The 17,285-nt window shown below is 64.9% G+C and carries 17 protein-coding genes and 1 pseudogene; 11 read left to right on the top strand and 7 right to left on the bottom strand.

Annotated elements, in window-relative coordinates; all coding sequences use genetic code 11:
• The first annotated feature begins 158 nt into the window (after positions 1 to 158).
• The 5 genes and pseudogenes from groL (at position 159) to W823_RS41425 (ending at position 4,743) form a co-directional block, all read left to right on the top strand.
• Positions 159 to 1,784: a chaperonin GroEL gene (gene groL, locus W823_RS41440; protein ID WP_023957590.1), complete on the top strand. Its 1,626-nt coding sequence runs from the start codon at positions 159 to 161 to the stop codon at positions 1,782 to 1,784.
• Positions 1,785 to 2,323: 539 nt separating this feature from the next.
• Complete coding sequence (locus tag W823_RS58100; RefSeq protein WP_161634000.1) at positions 2,324 to 2,488, top strand: hypothetical protein; 165 nt, start codon at positions 2,324 to 2,326, stop codon at positions 2,486 to 2,488.
• A 128-nt stretch (positions 2,489 to 2,616) separates the two neighbouring features.
• Positions 2,617 to 3,513, top strand: coding sequence for an MSMEG_6728 family protein (locus tag W823_RS41430; protein ID WP_031332130.1), 897 nt, complete (start codon positions 2,617 to 2,619; stop codon positions 3,511 to 3,513).
• Between the two features lie 112 nt (positions 3,514 to 3,625).
• Positions 3,626 to 4,021: a hypothetical protein gene (locus tag W823_RS56515; protein WP_023957584.1), complete on the top strand. Its 396-nt coding sequence runs from the start codon at positions 3,626 to 3,628 to the stop codon at positions 4,019 to 4,021.
• Between the two features lie 57 nt (positions 4,022 to 4,078).
• Positions 4,079 to 4,743 (top strand): annotated as a pseudogene (locus W823_RS41425) (DsbA family protein).
• Between the two features lie 114 nt (positions 4,744 to 4,857).
• On the opposite strand, the gene W823_RS41420 reads toward W823_RS41425, so the two are convergent.
• Together W823_RS41420 and htpG are read right to left on the bottom strand one after the other, a co-directional pair.
• Positions 4,858 to 6,021, bottom strand: a complete 1,164-nt coding sequence (locus tag W823_RS41420) for an LLM class flavin-dependent oxidoreductase (RefSeq protein WP_023957580.1) — start codon at positions 6,019 to 6,021, stop codon at positions 4,858 to 4,860.
• A 239-nt stretch (positions 6,022 to 6,260) separates the two neighbouring features.
• Positions 6,261 to 8,240 carry a molecular chaperone HtpG gene (gene htpG / locus W823_RS41415; RefSeq protein WP_023957578.1) on the bottom strand — a complete coding sequence of 660 codons (1,980 nt, stop codon included), beginning with the start codon at positions 8,238 to 8,240 and terminating at the stop codon, positions 6,261 to 6,263.
• A 145-nt stretch (positions 8,241 to 8,385) separates the two neighbouring features.
• Between htpG and W823_RS41410 the strand changes: the two genes are divergently transcribed.
• Positions 8,386 to 9,057 carry a DUF4166 domain-containing protein gene (locus tag W823_RS41410; protein ID WP_023957576.1) on the top strand — a complete coding sequence of 224 codons (672 nt, stop codon included), beginning with the start codon at positions 8,386 to 8,388 and terminating at the stop codon, positions 9,055 to 9,057.
• 11 nt (positions 9,058 to 9,068) lie between these two features.
• On the opposite strand, the gene W823_RS41405 is transcribed toward W823_RS41410, so the two are convergent.
• Complete coding sequence (locus W823_RS41405; RefSeq protein WP_023957574.1) at positions 9,069 to 10,409, bottom strand: NtaA/DmoA family FMN-dependent monooxygenase; 1,341 nt, start codon at positions 10,407 to 10,409, stop codon at positions 9,069 to 9,071.
• Positions 10,406 to 11,641, bottom strand: a complete 1,236-nt coding sequence (locus W823_RS41400; protein WP_023957572.1) for an LLM class flavin-dependent oxidoreductase — start codon at positions 11,639 to 11,641, stop codon at positions 10,406 to 10,408. The genes W823_RS41405 and W823_RS41400 overlap by 4 nt, the downstream gene beginning before the upstream one ends.
• A gap of 175 nt (positions 11,642 to 11,816) precedes the next feature.
• Between W823_RS41400 and W823_RS41395 the strand changes: the two genes are divergently transcribed.
• The 3 genes from W823_RS41395 (at position 11,817) to W823_RS41385 (ending at position 13,447) form a co-directional block, all read left to right on the top strand.
• Entirely contained in the window at positions 11,817 to 12,083 is a 267-nt protein-coding gene (locus W823_RS41395) for a hypothetical protein (RefSeq protein WP_152538045.1), read from the top strand.
• A gap of 111 nt (positions 12,084 to 12,194) precedes the next feature.
• Positions 12,195 to 12,491 (top strand): WhiB family transcriptional regulator, encoded by a 297-nt coding sequence (locus tag W823_RS41390; protein WP_023957568.1) that lies wholly within the window; start codon positions 12,195 to 12,197, stop codon positions 12,489 to 12,491.
• A gap of 74 nt (positions 12,492 to 12,565) precedes the next feature.
• Positions 12,566 to 13,447 (top strand): aldo/keto reductase, encoded by an 882-nt coding sequence (locus W823_RS41385; RefSeq protein ID WP_031332108.1) that lies wholly within the window; start codon positions 12,566 to 12,568, stop codon positions 13,445 to 13,447.
• A gap of 34 nt (positions 13,448 to 13,481) precedes the next feature.
• Here the strand turns inward: W823_RS41385 and W823_RS41380 are convergent, their stop codons facing one another.
• Positions 13,482 to 13,829, bottom strand: a complete 348-nt coding sequence (locus W823_RS41380; RefSeq protein WP_023957564.1) for a ferredoxin family protein — start codon at positions 13,827 to 13,829, stop codon at positions 13,482 to 13,484.
• On the bottom strand, positions 13,826 to 15,418 hold the full coding sequence (locus W823_RS41375) for an FAD-binding protein (RefSeq protein WP_023957562.1): 1,593 nt from the start codon (positions 15,416 to 15,418) through the stop codon (positions 13,826 to 13,828). Before W823_RS41375 ends, W823_RS41380 begins: the two co-directional genes overlap by 4 nt.
• A 173-nt stretch (positions 15,419 to 15,591) precedes the next feature.
• On the opposite strand from W823_RS41375, the gene W823_RS0128890 reads away from it, so the two are divergent.
• Positions 15,592 to 16,023: a PPOX class F420-dependent oxidoreductase gene (locus W823_RS0128890; protein WP_031332106.1), complete on the top strand. Its 432-nt coding sequence runs from the start codon at positions 15,592 to 15,594 to the stop codon at positions 16,021 to 16,023.
• A 12-nt stretch (positions 16,024 to 16,035) separates the two neighbouring features.
• Here the strand turns inward: W823_RS0128890 and W823_RS41370 are convergent, their stop codons facing one another.
• Positions 16,036 to 16,473 carry an SRPBCC family protein gene (locus W823_RS41370; protein WP_023957558.1) on the bottom strand — a complete coding sequence of 146 codons (438 nt, stop codon included), beginning with the start codon at positions 16,471 to 16,473 and terminating at the stop codon, positions 16,036 to 16,038.
• Between the two features lie 286 nt (positions 16,474 to 16,759).
• On the opposite strand from W823_RS41370, the gene W823_RS41365 reads away from it, so the two are divergent.
• Positions 16,760 to 17,278, top strand: a complete 519-nt coding sequence (locus W823_RS41365; RefSeq protein WP_235189503.1) for a DUF6764 family protein — start codon at positions 16,760 to 16,762, stop codon at positions 17,276 to 17,278.
• The last annotated feature ends 7 nt before the right edge of the window (positions 17,279 to 17,285 follow it).

Here is a 17,285-nt window from a genome sequence, read left to right as displayed (position 1 = left end):
CACCTGAGAGTGCTAAAACGGTGGCTGGCACTCGACAACCGTGAGTGCCAGGTTGGAACGGTGAGATCGGTCCTAATGACACGACCGATCGTCCGTCGCGGGCACCGGAACCAACCACCGAACTTCAGTGTCACCCCCTATCGGAGGATCACTTCGTAATGGCCAAGATCATCGCGTTTGACGAAGAGGCCCGTCGCGGCCTCGAGCGGGGCCTCAACGCCCTCGCCGACACCGTAAAGGTGACGTTGGGACCCAAGGGTCGCAACGTCGTCCTCGAAAAGAAGTGGGGCGCCCCCACCATCACGAACGACGGCGTCTCCATCGCCAAGGAGATCGAGCTCGAGGATCCCTACGAGAAGATCGGCGCAGAGCTGGTCAAAGAGGTCGCCAAGAAGACTGACGACGTCGCGGGCGACGGCACCACCACCGCCACCGTTCTCGCTCAGGCACTCGTTCGCGAAGGCCTGCGCAACGTCGCTGCCGGCGCGAACCCGCTGGGCCTCAAGCGCGGCATCGAGAAGGCCGTCGAGGCTGTCACCGAGTCGCTGCTGAAGTCCGCCAAGGAGATCGACACCAAGGAGCAGATCGCTGCTACCGCTGGTATCTCCGCCGGTGACCCGGCCATCGGCGAGCTCATCGCCGAGGCCATGGACAAGGTCGGCAAAGAAGGCGTCATCACCGTCGAAGAGGCACAGACTTTCGGCCTGAGCCTCGAGCTCACCGAGGGCATGCGCTTCGACAAGGGCTACATCTCCGGTTACTTCGTGACCGACGCAGATCGCCAGGAAGCCGTTCTCGAGGATCCGTACATCCTGCTGGTCTCCGGCAAGGTGTCAACCGTCAAGGACCTGCTGCCGCTGCTGGAGAAGGTCATCCAGGCCGGCAAGCCGCTGCTGATCATCGCCGAGGACGTCGAGGGCGAAGCCCTTTCGACCCTGGTGGTCAACAAGATTCGTGGCACCTTCAAGTCTGTTGCCGTCAAGGCTCCGGGCTTCGGTGACCGTCGCAAGGCCATGCTGGCCGACATCGCCATCCTCACCGGTGGCGAGGTCATCAGCGAAGAGGTCGGCCTGTCGCTCGAGAGCGCCGGCATCGAACTCCTCGGCACCGCCCGCAAGGTCGTTGTCACCAAGGACGAGACCACCATCGTCGAGGGCTCGGGCGACTCCGACGCCATCGCCGGTCGTGTGTCGCAGATCCGCGCCGAGATCGAGAACAGCGACTCCGATTACGACCGTGAGAAGCTGCAGGAACGTCTGGCCAAGCTGGCCGGCGGCGTTGCTGTGATCAAGGCCGGTGCTGCCACCGAGGTCGAGCTCAAGGAGCGCAAGCACCGCATCGAAGATGCCGTGCGTAACGCCAAGGCTGCTGTCGAAGAGGGCATCGTCGCCGGTGGCGGCGTGGCTCTGCTGCAGTCCGAGCCCGCCATCGACGGACTCTCCCTGGAAGGCGACGAGGCCACTGGCGCCAACATCGTCCGCGTCGCCCTGGAGGCTCCGGCCAAGCAGATCGCGATCAACGCAGGCCTCGAGCCCGGTGTTGTCGCCGACAAGGTCCGCAACAGCCCGCTGGGAACCGGCCTCAACGCCGCAACCGGTGTGTACGAGGACCTGCTGGCCCGTGGCATCAACGACCCGGTGAAGGTCACCCGCTCGGCGCTGCAGAACGCAGCTTCGATCGCGGCTCTGTTCCTCACCACCGAGGCCGTCGTTGCCGACAAGCCCGAGAAGAACGCTGCACCGGCCATGCCGGGCGGCGACGAGATGGGCGGCATGGGCTTCTAGTCCACGCTTCTCGCTCTACCGTTCACGCGAACCGGTCCACTCCTTCGGGAGTGGGCCGGTTTCGTTTGTGTGCGTGCTTGATTGCACACAAGTCGCTATCGAGGGGCTGGATGTGACGACGTGGACCATCCTGTGTGCACTCAGGCACGCCATACCACTTATGGCGACGACACGTCGCCGGCTATCCACAGGCTGTGGATAGCCAGATGCGCGGATTGTGTTTTGCCGCAACCATGCTCGCATGGGGGAAGTGCGAACACGTGCGCAGCTACTAGCGGGCGGGATGACCAAGCGCGAGCTCTCGCGTTTGAATCGACCATTGCCTGAGGTCTACTCGACGTCCGACCCGGGATACGTCGAACTTTGCACGGCAGTCACCTTGTGGAAAGCCGACTGCCGGTCTCAGTCACACCACCGCTGCGTGGTTGTGGGGATTGCTGTAGGACGAGCCCACGATTGTCGAGGCCACCGTTTCGCCGAGCGTCTCGGTCCGCGGGCCGAACTGGGTGCGACTGCACCGGCGCCCAGATGAACACGCGGTGGGCCGCAAAGGGCTGCCAGTGGTGCCGATCGAGCACTGCCTCATCGACGTCGCCACCACGCTTGACCAGCTGCCTCTCGAGGCGCTGTTCGACGCCGCAATCGGAACGCGGGTGAACTGGCGGGCAGTCGTGTGCGCAACTTCCCGCTCGAGATCAACGTGAGAGTCGGCGGCTACTACGGCGACCTGGTGTGTCGTCACATCCGGCCCTCCGACAGCGACTTGTGTGCAAACCGGCACGCCAGCCCCACCCGACCGCATCAAATTGCCGCGACGGGGTATGCGAACTTCATGCAGACCTTCTTGCCGTATCCGGACTTCGCGCGCTCGGCCGCGGTATTGGACGTGCCGCGGTTGGGGAAGCAGCGGGTCGAAACACTGCAGATCCTGCGGGCGCTCGAACTCTTCGACTACGGGTGGGGGAGCCATCCGGCGGTTCAGATGTGGCGTGGACACACCCCTGCCTTGGTTTGCTACGGACTGACCTTTGTCGAGGTGTGGACCGGTGGCGGGCGGGCCGACACCACCGCGGGGCAGATCGCCGAGTTCGCGCCGGAGGTGGTCGGGCGACCCCAATCGGAGCTGGTGGCTGAGGGCCTGATGCCACCGTGGTGGGACGACGAACGCCTCTACCTCAGTCACCGCGCCGCATTGGTTCGGAAGGATCCGGAGTTCTACGTCCCCGTGTTCGGGGAGATGGACGGCGACATGCCGTACTTCTGGCCCGATCCTCCAGAAGTCCCGACGCAGCTGCGCACTGGTGACCGCACGGTCTGGGTGGTGCGGCCGTCGTCTGCAGAGCAGTACGAAGAGTTCAGGCGCCGCGGCATCGTCGGTTTCGGGACCGAGTCCGGTATCGATGTCATCGCGGCGGCAGGCGGCGATCTCCGCACGCTGCTGAAGGAACGGGCTCCGGAACGCCGGCCGGGCAAGGATCTGCGTGTCCTGGCCTCGTTTGTCGGTGACCTGTCCGTGGGCGACGAGATCGCGGTGCCGATTCCGGGCACACGGGATCTGGACGTCGGAAGGCTGACGGGAGATTATCAATTCTCCCGCAGCGCAACGACTCTCGTTCCGCACCGCAGGCGGGTGCAGTGGGAGGGAGTACTCGCCCGCAGCGATGTCATGCCGCCGGCCCTGCTCCAGAATCCGCGGGCGCTGTTCCCCGTGCCAGTTGCCACTCGGTGACGGACCCGGTTCGTGTCATCGCTGATCACGCCACTGGCAATGACAACGAAACCGCGGATTTGAGTAGTTTCACGCTGCCGTGGCCTCGGTGCGCGGTCCTACTCTCATCGTCATGACCTACGGTCCTCCCGCCACGACGTACCCGCGCCCCACCCCGATTCCGGCGATTCCACCCCGCAGTCCGGGCCTGGTCGCCGACATCATCGTCACGTTTTGCTTGCTGGCTCTGCAAGTCCTCGTCGTCGTGGGCAGCGTGTACATGAGCCTCTTCTTCGTCATGGCCACCGACAGCTGCTACGCCGATCGGTGTGACACGGACAATCTGCTGTGGGCGTACGTCGTCGCAGATGGCGGAGGTGTGGCGGCTGTGGTGGTGTCGATCATCGCCGCGTCCATCTTGATGGTCCGGCGCCGGGTCGCGTTCTGGGTCCCGGTGGTGGGCATGATCCTGCAGATCTTCACCTTCGCACTCGGAGCCGGATTGGCCAGCAGCGTCGTGCCCTCTTGACACGCCGGTCTACGTGACGCTGGGAATGCCGATCGACACCAGGCTGTTGCACGTCACATGGCTTCGATCACCGTGGATATCTGGTCCGACATCGCGTGCCCGTGGTGCTACATCGGCAAACGCAAGTTCGAGGCCGGGCTCGCCGATTTCGCCGGCCGCGACGACGTCGAGGTGACCTACCACAGCTTCGAGCTGGCCCCGGATACCCCGGTGGACTTCGACGGCTCGGAGGTCGACTTCCTCGTGCAGCACAAGGGGATGCCGGCAGGCAGGTGCGCCAGATGCTCGACCAGGTCAGCGCCATCGCGGATGAGGTGGGTCTGCGGTACAACTTCGATGCACTGCTGCACACCAACACCCGCAAGGCGCACGAGCTGCTGCACTACGCCAAGCAGCAGGGCAAGCAGCTGGAGATGGCCGAGCGACTGTTCGCCGCCTACTTCAGCGAGGGGCGGCACCTGGGGCGCGACGAGGAACTCGCCGAGCTTGGCGCCGATGTGGGTCTCGACCGCGGCGCCATCGAGAATGTCCTGGCGGCAGGCGATTACGTCTCAGCGGTGGACGCCGACATCGCGCAGGCACGTGAATACGGCATCAACGGGGTCCCGTTCTTCGTGATCGACGGCCGCTACGGCGTGTCCGGCGCCCAGGCGCCCGAAACCTTCACCTCGGTGCTCGAGCGTGCACGGGACGAAGCGAAAGACGTGACTGCCGATGCCTGATCACATGGCCCAGCCTTTCGAACTCGTCGGTGAGGTCGATGCCGGAGTCTGTGTCGACGGCTACTGCGCGGTCCCGCGAGATCTGTTGGGCGACAGCGAGAACGGCACGAGCGATCACCGTCCGAACCACTCCTTGGACAACAGCTCGTAGGAGCGCACCCGCGCGGCGTGATCGTGCGTGATGGTGGTGACCGACAGCTCGGAGGCGCCGGTGGCGTCGCGGAGTTGTTCGAGTTTGTCCGCGACAGTGGCCGGAGATCCCACGAATTGGGTCAGCACACGGTCCCGCACCAGATCGCGGTCGTCTTCGGTCCATTCGAGTGCCGCGGCCTCGGCCGGGGTGGGATAGGGGATTGCACCTTCGCCGCGTCGAATGCTGCGAACCCACGGTGCGTAACCGCTGGCGAGCTCGACCGCTTCATCGTCCGTTTCGGCGACAACAGCATCGACAGAGACGGCGACGTACGGCTCGGGTACATCAACCGACGGTTGAAACGCTGCACGGTAGGCCTCGACAGCGTCGATCACCGAGCTCGGGCTGTGGTGGTAGCTGGCAACAAATCGCAGCCCTTTCGTCCCGGCGACCGTGGCGCTCGAGCCGCCGGACGCACCGAGGATCCAAACCTGCACATCGGCGCCCTCGCCGGGAGATGCGTGGGCGGATAGCCCATCCGAGCTCACGTAGGTGCCGTCGAGCAACGCGAGCACGGTCGAGACCTGCTCGTCGTAGTCGGGGGCGTATGCGCCCGGTTGCTGGAGCAGGTTCAGCACATGCCCGAGAGCCTTCTTGGAATAGCCGGAGGCCACGTCGTACTGCTTGGGCAGCAGCAAGCCGTTCGGTGTGTGGCTGTCCTCGTCGTGGTCGGCGCCGCCACGTCCGGCCAGATAGGCCTTGGCCGCACTCTCGTTCTCAGTTCCGGACGTGGGGGCCGGCCGCGAGGGCGAGCGTCCGATCCCCAGATCGAGTCGGCCGGGGTGGAGGGCGTCGATGAGCCCGAACTCTTCCACGGTTGCCAGAGGGGAACGGTGTCCGAATTGCACACCGGCCGAGCCCAATCGGATTGTCGATGTGGATCCGGCGACAAGCGCGATCTCGACCGCCGGTGATGACCCCAGGACACCGGGGTTCAGGTGGTGTTCGGCGAACCAGTAGCGGGCATAGCCGAATCTCTCGGCCTGCTGAGCAAGGTCGATGGTGTTCCGCAGCGCGGTGGTGCTGTCGGATCCGCTCGAACGCGGCAGGAGGTCCAGGACGGACAGTGGAACGGCAGTGCCCATGAGATGCTCCTGAGGTCGATGGCTGCTAACAGATCGGCCGAGCAACTCCTGATCCGGTGGTCGAGCCACTGACGACGATACCGGCGTCCTCACCGCGAGACGACTTACAATCTCGCGGGCCATTAACCTGGCGGAACAATCATTTCGGTTGTACGGCGGCACATTCGGGCCGTTGGTAGAACTCGAGGTGACCCCGCCGAGCGTGCCGGAGCTGCACGCTCGGCGGGATCATCGATGCCTTATTCGGCGGCTGACACCGTCTTGGTGAGCAGGTTGGCCAACGTCTTGCTGAAGGCAGCCGGCTGCTTCGGGGTGCCACCTTCGGCCAGCAACGCTGCGCCGTAGAGCAATTCGGCCGTCTGCCGAAGCGACTCATCGTCGCCGCGAGCCGCGAAGGCCTCCTGAAGTCCCTTGGTGAGGGCGTGGTCGGGGTTGAGTTCGAGGATGCGCTTGCTGTCGGGCATCGGGTAACCCGATTCCCGGTACATCCGTTCGAGTGCAGGCGAAAGACTCTGCGCCTCACCGACGATGCAGGCCGCCGAATCGGTGAGCCGGCTCGACAACCGCACCTGACTGACGTCATCGATGAGGACGCCGGTCAACCAGGTGAGCAATTCGTCGAATTGCTTGTTGTCTTTGTCGTCTTCTTCCTTGTCCGCTGTGTCGGACAGGTCGACCTCACCCTTGGCCACGGACTGCAGGGGCTTGCCCTCGAAATCGAAGATCTGGCCGACCCACATCTCGTCGATCGGGTCGGTGAGCAGCAGCACCTCGATGCCCTTCTTCTTGAACGCCTCGAGATGCGGCGAGTTCTCCAGCTGCTCGCGTGATTCGCCTGTGGCGTAGAAGATCTGGCTCTGGTCGTCCTTCATTCGTTCGACGTACTCGGCCAGCGTTGTGGCGGTGTCGACCGAATGGGTGGAGCTGAACGAACAGATCGCCAAGAGCGCGTCCCTGTTGTCTGCGTCCTGGAGCAGGCCCTCTTTGAGAACCCGGCCGAACTGCGACCACACGGTGTCGTACTTCTCGCGGTCATTGGCCCGCATGTCCTTGATCGTCGAGAGAACCTTCTTGGTCAATCGCCGCCGGATGGCCTTGATCTGCCGATCCTGCTGCAGAATCTCGCGAGATACGTTGAGCGACAGGTCTTGTGCGTCGACGAGCCCCTTGACGAAACGCAGGTACTCGGGCATCAGCTCTTCGCAGTCGTCCATGATGAACACACGCTTGACGTAGAGCTGGACGCCGGTGCGGCGTTCGCGCATGAACAGGTCGAACGGTGCGGTGGACGGGATGAAGAGCAGGGCCTGGTACTCGAAGGTGCCCTCGGCCTTCATCGGGATGATCTCGAGAGGCTCGTCCCACGCGTGGCTGATGTGCCGGTAGAAGTCCGCGTACTCCTCGTCGGTCACCTCCGACCGGGGTCGGGTCCACAGTGCCTTCTGCGAGTTGAGCACTTCTGTGGTGGTGGTCTCGGTCGGCCCGTCGGCGTCGGCGGCTGCGTCATCCGCGTCGTCGTCGCCGGGGGCCTTCGGCGGCACGGGAGTGGTCACGTCCATGCGGATGGGCCACGAGATGAAGTCGGAGTACTTCTTGACCAGCTGGCGGATCTGGGGCACCGAGGTGTAGTCGTGCAGATCGTCCTCGGCGTCCTCGGGCTTGAGGTGCAGCGTCACGGAGGTGCCCTGCGGTGCCTCGGCGACGTCCTCGATCGTGTACGTGCCCGCGCCTGCCGATTCCCACCGCGTCGCGGAGGTCTCGCCCGCCTTGCGGGTCAGCAGGGTGACCTTGTCGGCCACCATGAACGTCGAGTAGAAGCCGATGCCGAACTGGCCGATGAGCTCCTCGGCGGCGCCCGAGCCCGCAGCCTCGGCCTCTTTTGCCTCTTTCAGCTTGCGGCGGACATCGGCCGTACCCGACTTCGCGAGCGTGCCGATGAGGTCGACGACCTCGTCGCGAGACATACCGATCCCGTTGTCGGTGATGGTGAATGTCCGGGCGTCGGGATCCAGTGAGATCTCGATGTGGAGGTCGGAGGTGTCGACCTCGAGATCCTTGTTCCGGTACGACTCCAGGCGCAGCTTGTCGAGGGCATCGCTGGCGTTGGACACCAGCTCGCGGAGAAATGAATCCTTGTTCGAGTAGATCGAGTGGATCATCAGATCCAGGAGTTGCCGCGTCTCGGTGGCGAACTCCATCTCTTCGACTTGAGCGCTCACGTGATGCTCCTTCGGTTGTCGCAGATGTCGGTTGTTACAGGGTGTTGCTGGCAGTAATCGGTCGCGGGGTCCGACCAAACATTTTAGGCAGGCCGCTCGTAGTACATTCAGACCTCATGTCTGGTACGGGGAACGGTCGGTATCGGTGAGTTCGGTCATCCAGAATGTTCTCGGTCGGGAATTCGAGAACCTGCATCCCAACATGCAATGGCGGTATGGGATCGATTCCACCTCGCAACTGTCGCAGGTGGCCGGTGGGATGCTCGAGTCGGTCTACTGCTCGGCGATGCTGCCCGCGATGTTGTTCCACATGCGCAAACGCAACGCGATGCCCACCAAGACCAGCAGGCTCGTCCCGTTCACGATGCACAACTACTGCTATCAGGACGAGCTCGGGCGCGAATGCCTCGCGGTGCTTCGGTCGTTCGACTACACAACCGGCTCACATGGGCTGAACTCGCTGCTCGTCGACGGCCGGGAGGGACTGGTCGACTACTTCGGCGACGGCCCGGAACTACTGTGGCCACTCGAGGCACACGCCGACGCCCGCGGTTCGCTGGTCTTCGAGAGTGGCCCGATGCGGCTGCTCGCCGGCCCGAAGGTGGGCATGCGTGGTCTCCTCGCAGCGCGGATGAGGTACATCGAGGGCTGGGACGAACGGCACAACCGGTTCCGGGTCGATGCCTCGGTGCGTAACCCGGTGCTCGGTGAGCTCATCCACTACCGCGGTTGGTTCACCGCGCGCGACGAGCCCTGCCACCTGCGTGACATCCCGGACGAGGCCTGGCCACTGCGCCTCGAAGAACGCGAACACTGAACGGAGCTTGTTCAGCTCTCCGGACGCGTGAGTCCCAGGTGGTCGCGCAGGGTGGAACCTTCGTAGTCGGTCCGGTAGACGCCGCGTTCCTGCAGCAGCGGGACCACCTTGTCGGCGAACTCGTCGAGCCCGCCCGGGGTGATGTGCGGAACGAGGATGAAGCCGTCGCTTGCATCTTCCTGGACGAACTCGTTGATGGTGCGGGCGACCGTGGCCGGCGACCCGATGAACGACTGCCGGCCGGTCACCTCGATGATCAGCTCACGTGTGCTGAGGTTGTCCGCCTCGGCCCGTGCTCGCCATTCGTTCGCCACGTCGCGCGGATCGCGGTGGATACGAACGCTGGCCCGCCCCTTGGCGACCGTGTTCTCGCCCGGCAGGGGATCGATTGACGGCAGCGGACCGTCGGGGTCGTGGCCGGAGAGGTCGCGGTTCCACAGCTGCTCGAGGAACTTGATCGCGGTCTGGCCACTGACCTGTTGCAACCGGATCTCGTGTGCGCGGTCGGCGGCATCGGCGTCGGTATCGCCGAGAACAAACGTCGCTGCCGGCAGGATCAGTAGTTCCTCGCTGCGTCTGCCGTAGGTGGCCAGCCGGCCTTTGACGTCCTTGTAGAACGCCTGGCCGTCGTCGAGTGTGGAGTGCCTGGAGAAGATGGCGTCAGCCCCCGCTGCAGCGAACTCACGACCCTCGTCTGAGTCGCCGGCCTGGAAGATGGCCGGGCGGCCCTGGGGACTGCGGGGGACGTTGAACTGCCCCGAGATGTCGAACTGGTCGTCTCGGTGCGTAAACGAGCCGGCGTCAGGGCGCCGCAGGTACGTCCCCGACTCCTTGTCGGCCACGATGTCGTCGTCCTGCCACGAATCCCAAAGCTCGGTGGCGACTTGTAGGAACTGCTTGGCCCGGTGATAGCGCTGCTCTTTCGGGAGGTAACCGCCTCGTCGGAAGTTCTCTCCGGTGAACTCGTCCCAGGAGGTCACCACATTCCATGCGGCCCGGCCGGCGGTGAGGTGATCCAGGCTCGCGAACTGGCGGGCCACCTCATACGGCTCGTTGAACGTGGAGTTGATGGTGCCGGTCAGGCCGAGGTGTTCGGTGACGGCGGCAAGAGCGGCGAGCACGGTGAACGTGTCCGGCCGCCCGACCACGTCGAGGTCGTAGATCAGCCCGTTCTGCTCACGCAGGCGAAGTCCCTCGGCGAGGAACAGAAAGTCGAACTTGGCGCGCTCGGCGGTGCGTGCGAAGTGCACAAACGACTCGAACTCGATGTGACTGCCTGCATCGGGGTCGCTCCATACCGTGGTGTTGTTCACGCCTGGGAAGTGCGCGGCCAGATGTACCTGCTTGGTCATCGGTTGATCAACTCCGCTGTGGTCTGGAATCGGTTCACCGGACGGGAGAGGCCGAGATGGCCTCGCAGAGTGCTCGATTCGTAGTGGGTACGGAACAGGCCGCGACGTTGTAATTCGGGGACGAGGTCGCGGGTGATGGCTTCCAGATCGGCAGGTATCGCACCGGGCCGCAGGCGGAAGCCGGTGATACCGGCATCGGACAGTTCGGCGAGTCGATCGGCGAGGGCCTCGGCGGTTCCGGTGAACACCTCTGCGTCACTTGTGTATTGGATGCCCGCTCGATCGTCGAGCCGCGATTTGTATGCTTCAGCTGCGGTTGTCGTGTCACCGAGGAAGACCACGAGGTCGGCGAACACGTGGACGATCTCGTCGGCGCGGCCGGCCTGGTCCTGCGCCGTACGGATGACGGCGATGCTCGCCTTGGCGTCGGCGACGTCCGCCGGGGTGATGAAACCGATGTCCGCGGACGCTCCGACGAACTGATACGGAATCTCCTGGTGCGCAAGGGCGGTGATGATGGGCTGACCTTGCGGTGGTCGAGGCGTGATGGACGGTCCTCGCACCGAGAAGAACCGGCCTTCGAAGTCGATGTAGTGCAGTTTGTCGCGGTCGACGAAGCGTCCGGTGGCCTTGTCGCGGATCTCGGCGTCGTCTTCCCAGCTGTCCCAGAGTCTTCGGAGCACCTCGGCGTAATCGCCCGCCTCCTCGAAGAGGTCGGCCACCAGCTCAGCGGTCGCCGGGTCGTTTGTCACCGGGTCGCCGGCATCGGCGACCACGAGCTCCGGGAACGTGCGCCTGCCGAACAGGGCAGCCTCGTGTGGTCGGGCCGATACCTGCAACCGGACGCCGGCCCTGCCGTTGCTGACGTAGTCGAGGGTCGCGATCGCCTTCGACAGATGGAACGGCTCGGTATGGGTGACGGTGGCGGTAGGAACCAACCCGACATGCCGCGACAGCGGTGACACCCGTGACGCGATCAGGACCGAGTCGAGCCTTCCGCTGACTCGGTCGGTGCGGGGTGACGGCGCATCGAGTCCGGCCGGCCGGATACCGAAGGTGTCCTCGATCGTCACGAAGTCCACCAGCCCGGCTTCGGCGACGCCGACCAGGTCAGCCCAATAACGCGCGGTCAGCAGTTCAGCGGGCCTCGCCGTGGGCTCCCGCCAGGCGGCCGGATGCCATCCCGCGCCCTCGAGGGCGATCGCGAGATGCAGTTTGTCGTTGATCGGCATTCAGAACTCTCCGGTGAAGTCGGCGGGCGGGACTCGCTGTCGGCGTGTTGTTCTGCCAACGGACCTGTCACGAGAGAGATTCCTGTGGGCGGAGTCTCGATCAGCGTGACTCTAACCCTCGCAAACTGCGACGACCACCGGCTCAATAGGTGATAACCGTCTATTGGAGCCTGCCATGCCCATGAACAGTCTGATGTCCGCCGATCACCTCATGATGGCGGCTGCGGCCGCGCATCCCGAAGCGCCACAGGCAATACCGACGATGCACCTGTGCGCACCCGTCGAAGGGCGGTCCGATGATCGGCACACCCGTTCGGCTCTTGCGGCGCGGGCGATCGAGTACAGCAGGCGTTACGGGGGAACATCATGTGGATGGTTCGCCCGTCTGCGTGAAGAACTCGACTCCCGTCGCGACCTGAGCGCTCACGGTAAGTCTGCTTGACTGCCTGCCGTACCGATGTCAATGGTTCGGACTCGGTCGGCGACAACACTCCGCTCGGCGCATGTCGTCATGAATGCTTGGCGGCAGAGAGCGATCAACCAAGGGGAGTGGGTGGTGGAAGTGTTTGCGTTCGGCGCCGAATCGGGTGTGGGCGGCTGGGATTGGCGGGTGCGCGGGCGTTGCCGCGACCAGGGGATCGACTGGGAGATCTTCTTCGCACCGTCAGGACGAGAGCCCGCTGCAGTCCGACGGCGCCGCGAGGCAGAGGCCAAAGCGTTGTGCAACGGCTGCCCCGTGGTGCGGCAGTGCCGCGACCATGCCGTGGAGTTCGACGAGAAACACGGCATCTGGGGAGGGATGACGGTCGACGAGATCGCGGCCGTCGCTCGTGACGCCCGTTCGGCGTGAGCCGGCCACCGGCGCTCTCAGCGGTGTTCGCGCAGTGGAACGGCCGTACCGTTGCTTCTCGTTACGCTGGTTCCATGACCACAAATGTTCCGACCATCGACCTCAACTCGGGGACGTCCATTCCGCAGCTGGGCCTGGGGGTGTGGCAGGCGTCCAACGAGGAGACCGAGCAGGCCGTGCGGTCTGCGATCGACGACGCCGGTTACCGCCACATCGACACCGCGGCCGCTTATGGGAACGAAGAGGGTGTCGGCCGTGCTCTCGCGGCCGCGTCCGTGGATCGTTCCGAACTGTTCGTCACCACAAAACTGTGGAACGCCGACCAGGGATTCGAGTCGGCGAAGCAGGCATTCGACCAGAGCTTGTCGCGGCTCGGGTTGGACTACGTGGACCTATACCTGATCCATTGGCCTCTGCTGGACGACGACCGATTGCTCAGGACGTGGGACGCGCTCGAGGAGATTGCGCAGAGCGGTCGCGCAAAGGCGATCGGCGTGTGCAATTTTGAACCCCGCCACCTCGAACTACTGGTGAATCGGGGCGGAACGCTGCCTGCCGTCGATCAGGTGGAACTGCATCCGCATCTGCCGCAGCAGGAGATCCGCGACGTCGCGGACCGGCATGGCATCGTCGTTGAATCGTGGAGCCCTCTGGGAGGCACCAGCAACTCGGGCTGGGGCAAGGACTCCAAACCGAACACCCTGTTGACCGATCCGCTGATCTCCCGGATCGGTGAGCAGCACGGCAAGTCCCCGGCGCAGGTCCTGATCCGATGGCATCTGCAGAACGGTCTCGTTGTCATCCCCAAGTCGGTCAATCCCGACCGGATCGCTCAGAACATCGACGTGTTCGACTTCGAACTCACCGACGCCGATCTCGGCGACATCGCCACGCTGAACGATGGGGTGCGCGTGGGTGCGGACCCCAACGAGTTCAACGTCGGTGCTCCTGAATGATCATCTGACGCAGCACGGAGCGGTGCGATGATGGTCAGTCGCCGACGGCGATGATCCTGGGTGGCAGCGCTCCGTGCGGGATGGCCGGACCGATGGCCACCCGGCTTCCGGGCGTCCGTCCGTGACCCCAGCCGAGCTCGGCTCGATAGGACCCGACCGGCGCGTCCGCCAGCGTCGTCCGGTCGGCGACCGGCTCGGACGACGGCGCCACATAAAGTGCGTCGGTGGGGCAATACGCCTCGCACATGAAGCAGGTCTGGCAGTCCGATTGCCTTGCGATACGGGGGATCCCGTCGTTGCCGCGGTAGAACACGTCGGTGGGGCACGCGTCGATGCATTTGTCGCACCCGATGCATTTGTCCGCCAGGACGAGTTCGATCATGACGCGTGGGCCAGTGTTGGAGCGGTGGCCCGCGGCCGTGTCCACACCTCGTCCAGGCCGCCGGACAGGATGTGGTGGTGCTGGTTCGGATCCTGGTCGGGATGGTCCTCACGTTTGCTCATGCCACGACTTTCGGTGCGGCTCAACGCAGACCGGTACATCCACCGACCCACGGCGGTGACCGCGGCTGCTTGTCTGGCCCGCACGCGGTCGGGGCCGGCGAGAGGACCCATGTCGGCAGACAGGCCGGCCCACAGGGCGTCGAGTTCGTTCACCGCTTCCACCATTCGATCTCCATGCCGCAGGTAGTTCTTGCGCAGCGGGAGCAACTGTTGTCGTGCCGCCGCCATCACCTCGTCGGGCTGTAGCGACGGGCGGGACGTGGGACGCAGGCCGGCCCGGCCCGCCCCGATCAGATCGTGCTGGCCGACCGGGGACTGGGCCAAGGCGTGCTGCGCCGCAGCGGAACCCGCCCATGTGCCGGACGACATGGCCCATGCCGAATTGTGGCTGCCACCACCGGTGAAGCCTCCGCAGATCCGTTCCCTCGTTGCCGCGTCACCCGCCGCGTAGAGCCCTCGCACCGAGGTGGCGCAGGTGTCGTCGACGAGGTCGACACCTCCGGTTCCGCGGACCGTGCCCTCGGCGATCAGGTCCACCTCGAAACGGTCGGTGAACGGATTGATGCCACGGCGATCGAACTGCAGGAAGAAGTTGGGCTGGCCGAGGCGCATCCTGCGCTGTACCTCTTCGTCGGCGCGGTCCAGCTGGGCGAACACCCTTTCGCTGAGCAACGTTCGCGCGATCACCGAGCGTCCACCGGACGACCCGGCGCCCTCGAGTACGCGCCCGTCGTCATGGAAGAAGGTGGCGTATCCGTAGTAGGCGGTCTTGGTCACCGTGGACCCGGCTGCCGCGATGCCGTAAGCGTTGGAGAACTCCATCCCGGAGAGTTGGGCTCCCACCTCTGCGGCCATCAGCGTTCCGTCGCCGGTGTCGACGTTGGTGCCCAGCGCCCGGGACAGGAATGCGCAACCGCCGCTGGCCAGCACCACCGCGCCGGAGGTGATCGAGTAGTCGCGATGGTGATGTCGTTGGTACCCGGCCGCACCGCGCACCGAGCCGTCGGGTTCCACCAGTAGTTCCAGGGCCGGGGAGTGGTCGAGGATCGTGACGCCTGCTCGCGTGATCCAGGCTCGCATCCGCCGCATGTATTCGGGACCTTGCACACCCGTGCGGTTCTCCCGACCGGTCTCGGGATCGATGGGGAAGGGGTAACGTCCCTCGGTCGACAGGCGGTTCATGTTCAGGTAGGTCTGGTCGAGGACGCGGTCCATCCAGGAATGGTCCGCGAGGTATCCCCCCAGAGCTTCGCGGCTGGCCTTGGCTGCGCCGCGCAACTCCGGATCGGGGGCCACGTACCAGACGCCGGTGCCCGAAGGCGCTGTGGCGCCGCTTGTTCCGCAGTATCCCTTGTCCACGAGGATCACCTCGGCACCACCCTGCCGGGCGTGCAGCGCCGCCCACGCCGCAGCAGGGCCGCCGCCGATCACGAGCACGTCGGTGGACAATTCCAGTGGTGCTGACATCGGGCTCCTGATGTGACTGGCGTACGGCGACGCGGGTGTACATCGGAGGTTATGGCGGCACGGGGTACGGCAGAACCGTTGCGATCAGGGTGATTCTGGCCCGGCCTGATCACGGACCGGGTGCAGAGGTCGGCGTACTTGCGGCACCGAACGCGTGGGGCGATAGTCGAGGTATGCCCACCGACCGAGCTGCCCTGTCCGAGTTCATCACCGAACACACCCGTGGGACCCTGGCGACCATCCGGCGCAGCGGGGTCCCGCAACTCTCCACCGTCAGCTACTCCTTCGATCCGCGAGAGCAGTGCGTACGCATCTCGGTCACCGCGGATCGGGCAAAGGTCGCCAACCTGCGTCGTGACCCGCGCGCCAGTATCCACGTGAGCAGCACTGACGGCTGGAACTACGCGGTGGCCGAGGGGCGGGTGGAACTGAGCCCGGTGGCAGCGGCGACCACCGAGGACGACACCGTGTCGGAGTTGATCGACCTCTACCGCGACGTACTCGGCGAACATCCCGACTGGGACGACTTCGCCCGCGCCATGGTGGACGACAAGCGACTGGTCATCCGTCTCTACGCCGAGCACCTGTACGGCCGTATCGGCTGACGGCCTGGGCCGTCAGCGCTGGCGGCGCTTGGCCTCCTCCTTGAGTCCCTTCTGCGCGGTGTTGAGCGCCGTCTTCTGAGCCTGTTTCACGATCAGCCCTGGCAGCTTCACCTTCAGTTCCACGTCGAGCACGAACTCGACATGGGTTTTGTCGCCTTTGGGGGTGAGCGTGTACTGGCCGTGCTGGTAGCTCAGCTGATCGGCTTCGATGAGGTCCCAGGTGCAGGTGTTCTCGGTCCAGCTGTAATCGAGGAGTTGGTGGTCGGTCAGGCCGACCGCCTGCAGTTCGAGCTTCACCTTCTTGGGTGCGCCGTCCTCGTGTTCTTCCAGGATCTCGACCTTTTTGTGGGGGCCGGACCACTGCGGCAGCGACTCCACGTCCATCAAGATCTCCATGACGACGGCGGGAGGGGCGTCGATGTCGAATTCGGTCTTCGCGTTGACAGGCATGGACCAAAAAGTACACCTGCCGGCGGGCCGTCCCGTCGCTTTTGCGCGGGGGAGTCGCGGCGACGTGGGCATTGTCGGCGACGGAGTTTTCGTGATCAGACCGATGCACAAGAACGGGGGCTGTGTCCGGTCCGGCCGGAGTATGGTCTGTTCGGTAAGGCCGACGTGGTACCACTGCACCGGCCGGCCACTGCCTTGACGGGGGGCACTGGATACGTGTTTTTCGTTCGTGATGGGATCAAAGTTGTTCAGTAGTAATGTCTTTCGTGTTCGTTCTCGTCGCTTGGTGCGGGCGGGGGTGGCCGGGCTGATCGGTACCGCGGCGCTCGCGCTGGCCGGTCTTGCAGGGGCGGGTGGAGCATCGGCCGATCCGTTGACCTGCACTGCGGCCAACGGGCACAACGTGATTCGGGCAGACGGGTACGGCGCGTGTGGAGCGAAGGCCGGCCCCGGCAGCTTTGCGCACGCTGAGGACCACAGCCGCAACGGCACCGCCGTCGCATCGTCGAACACCGGCGGAAACGCCAATGCGTACAACCTGCAACCGAATACGTCGGCTCTGTCCGGTGCGGTGACGGGTGGCACGGGATACTCGATCACCACCGGGCCCGGCGGGATGGCCGTCAGTCAGGCTCGTGCGGGCGGTACGTCGATAGCGGTTGCAGGCTGGGGCGGTACGGCCTACTCGGGCCCCTACGGCACCACGTGTTCGGGCAGCTTCGCCGCAGCGGTCGACACCTCGACCGGGCAGGCCTGCATCGGATCCGGCGGCATCTGGCTCTCCACCCCGCGGCCGGCCTCTTAGAACCCAC

The sequence above is a fragment of the Williamsia sp. D3 genome (assembly GCF_000506245.1).
Classification (GTDB): Bacteria; Actinomycetota; Actinomycetes; order Mycobacteriales; family Mycobacteriaceae; genus Williamsia; species Williamsia muralis.
Note: the sequence above shows the minus strand (reverse complement) of the source record. Positions and strands in the feature narration are given on the sequence as shown.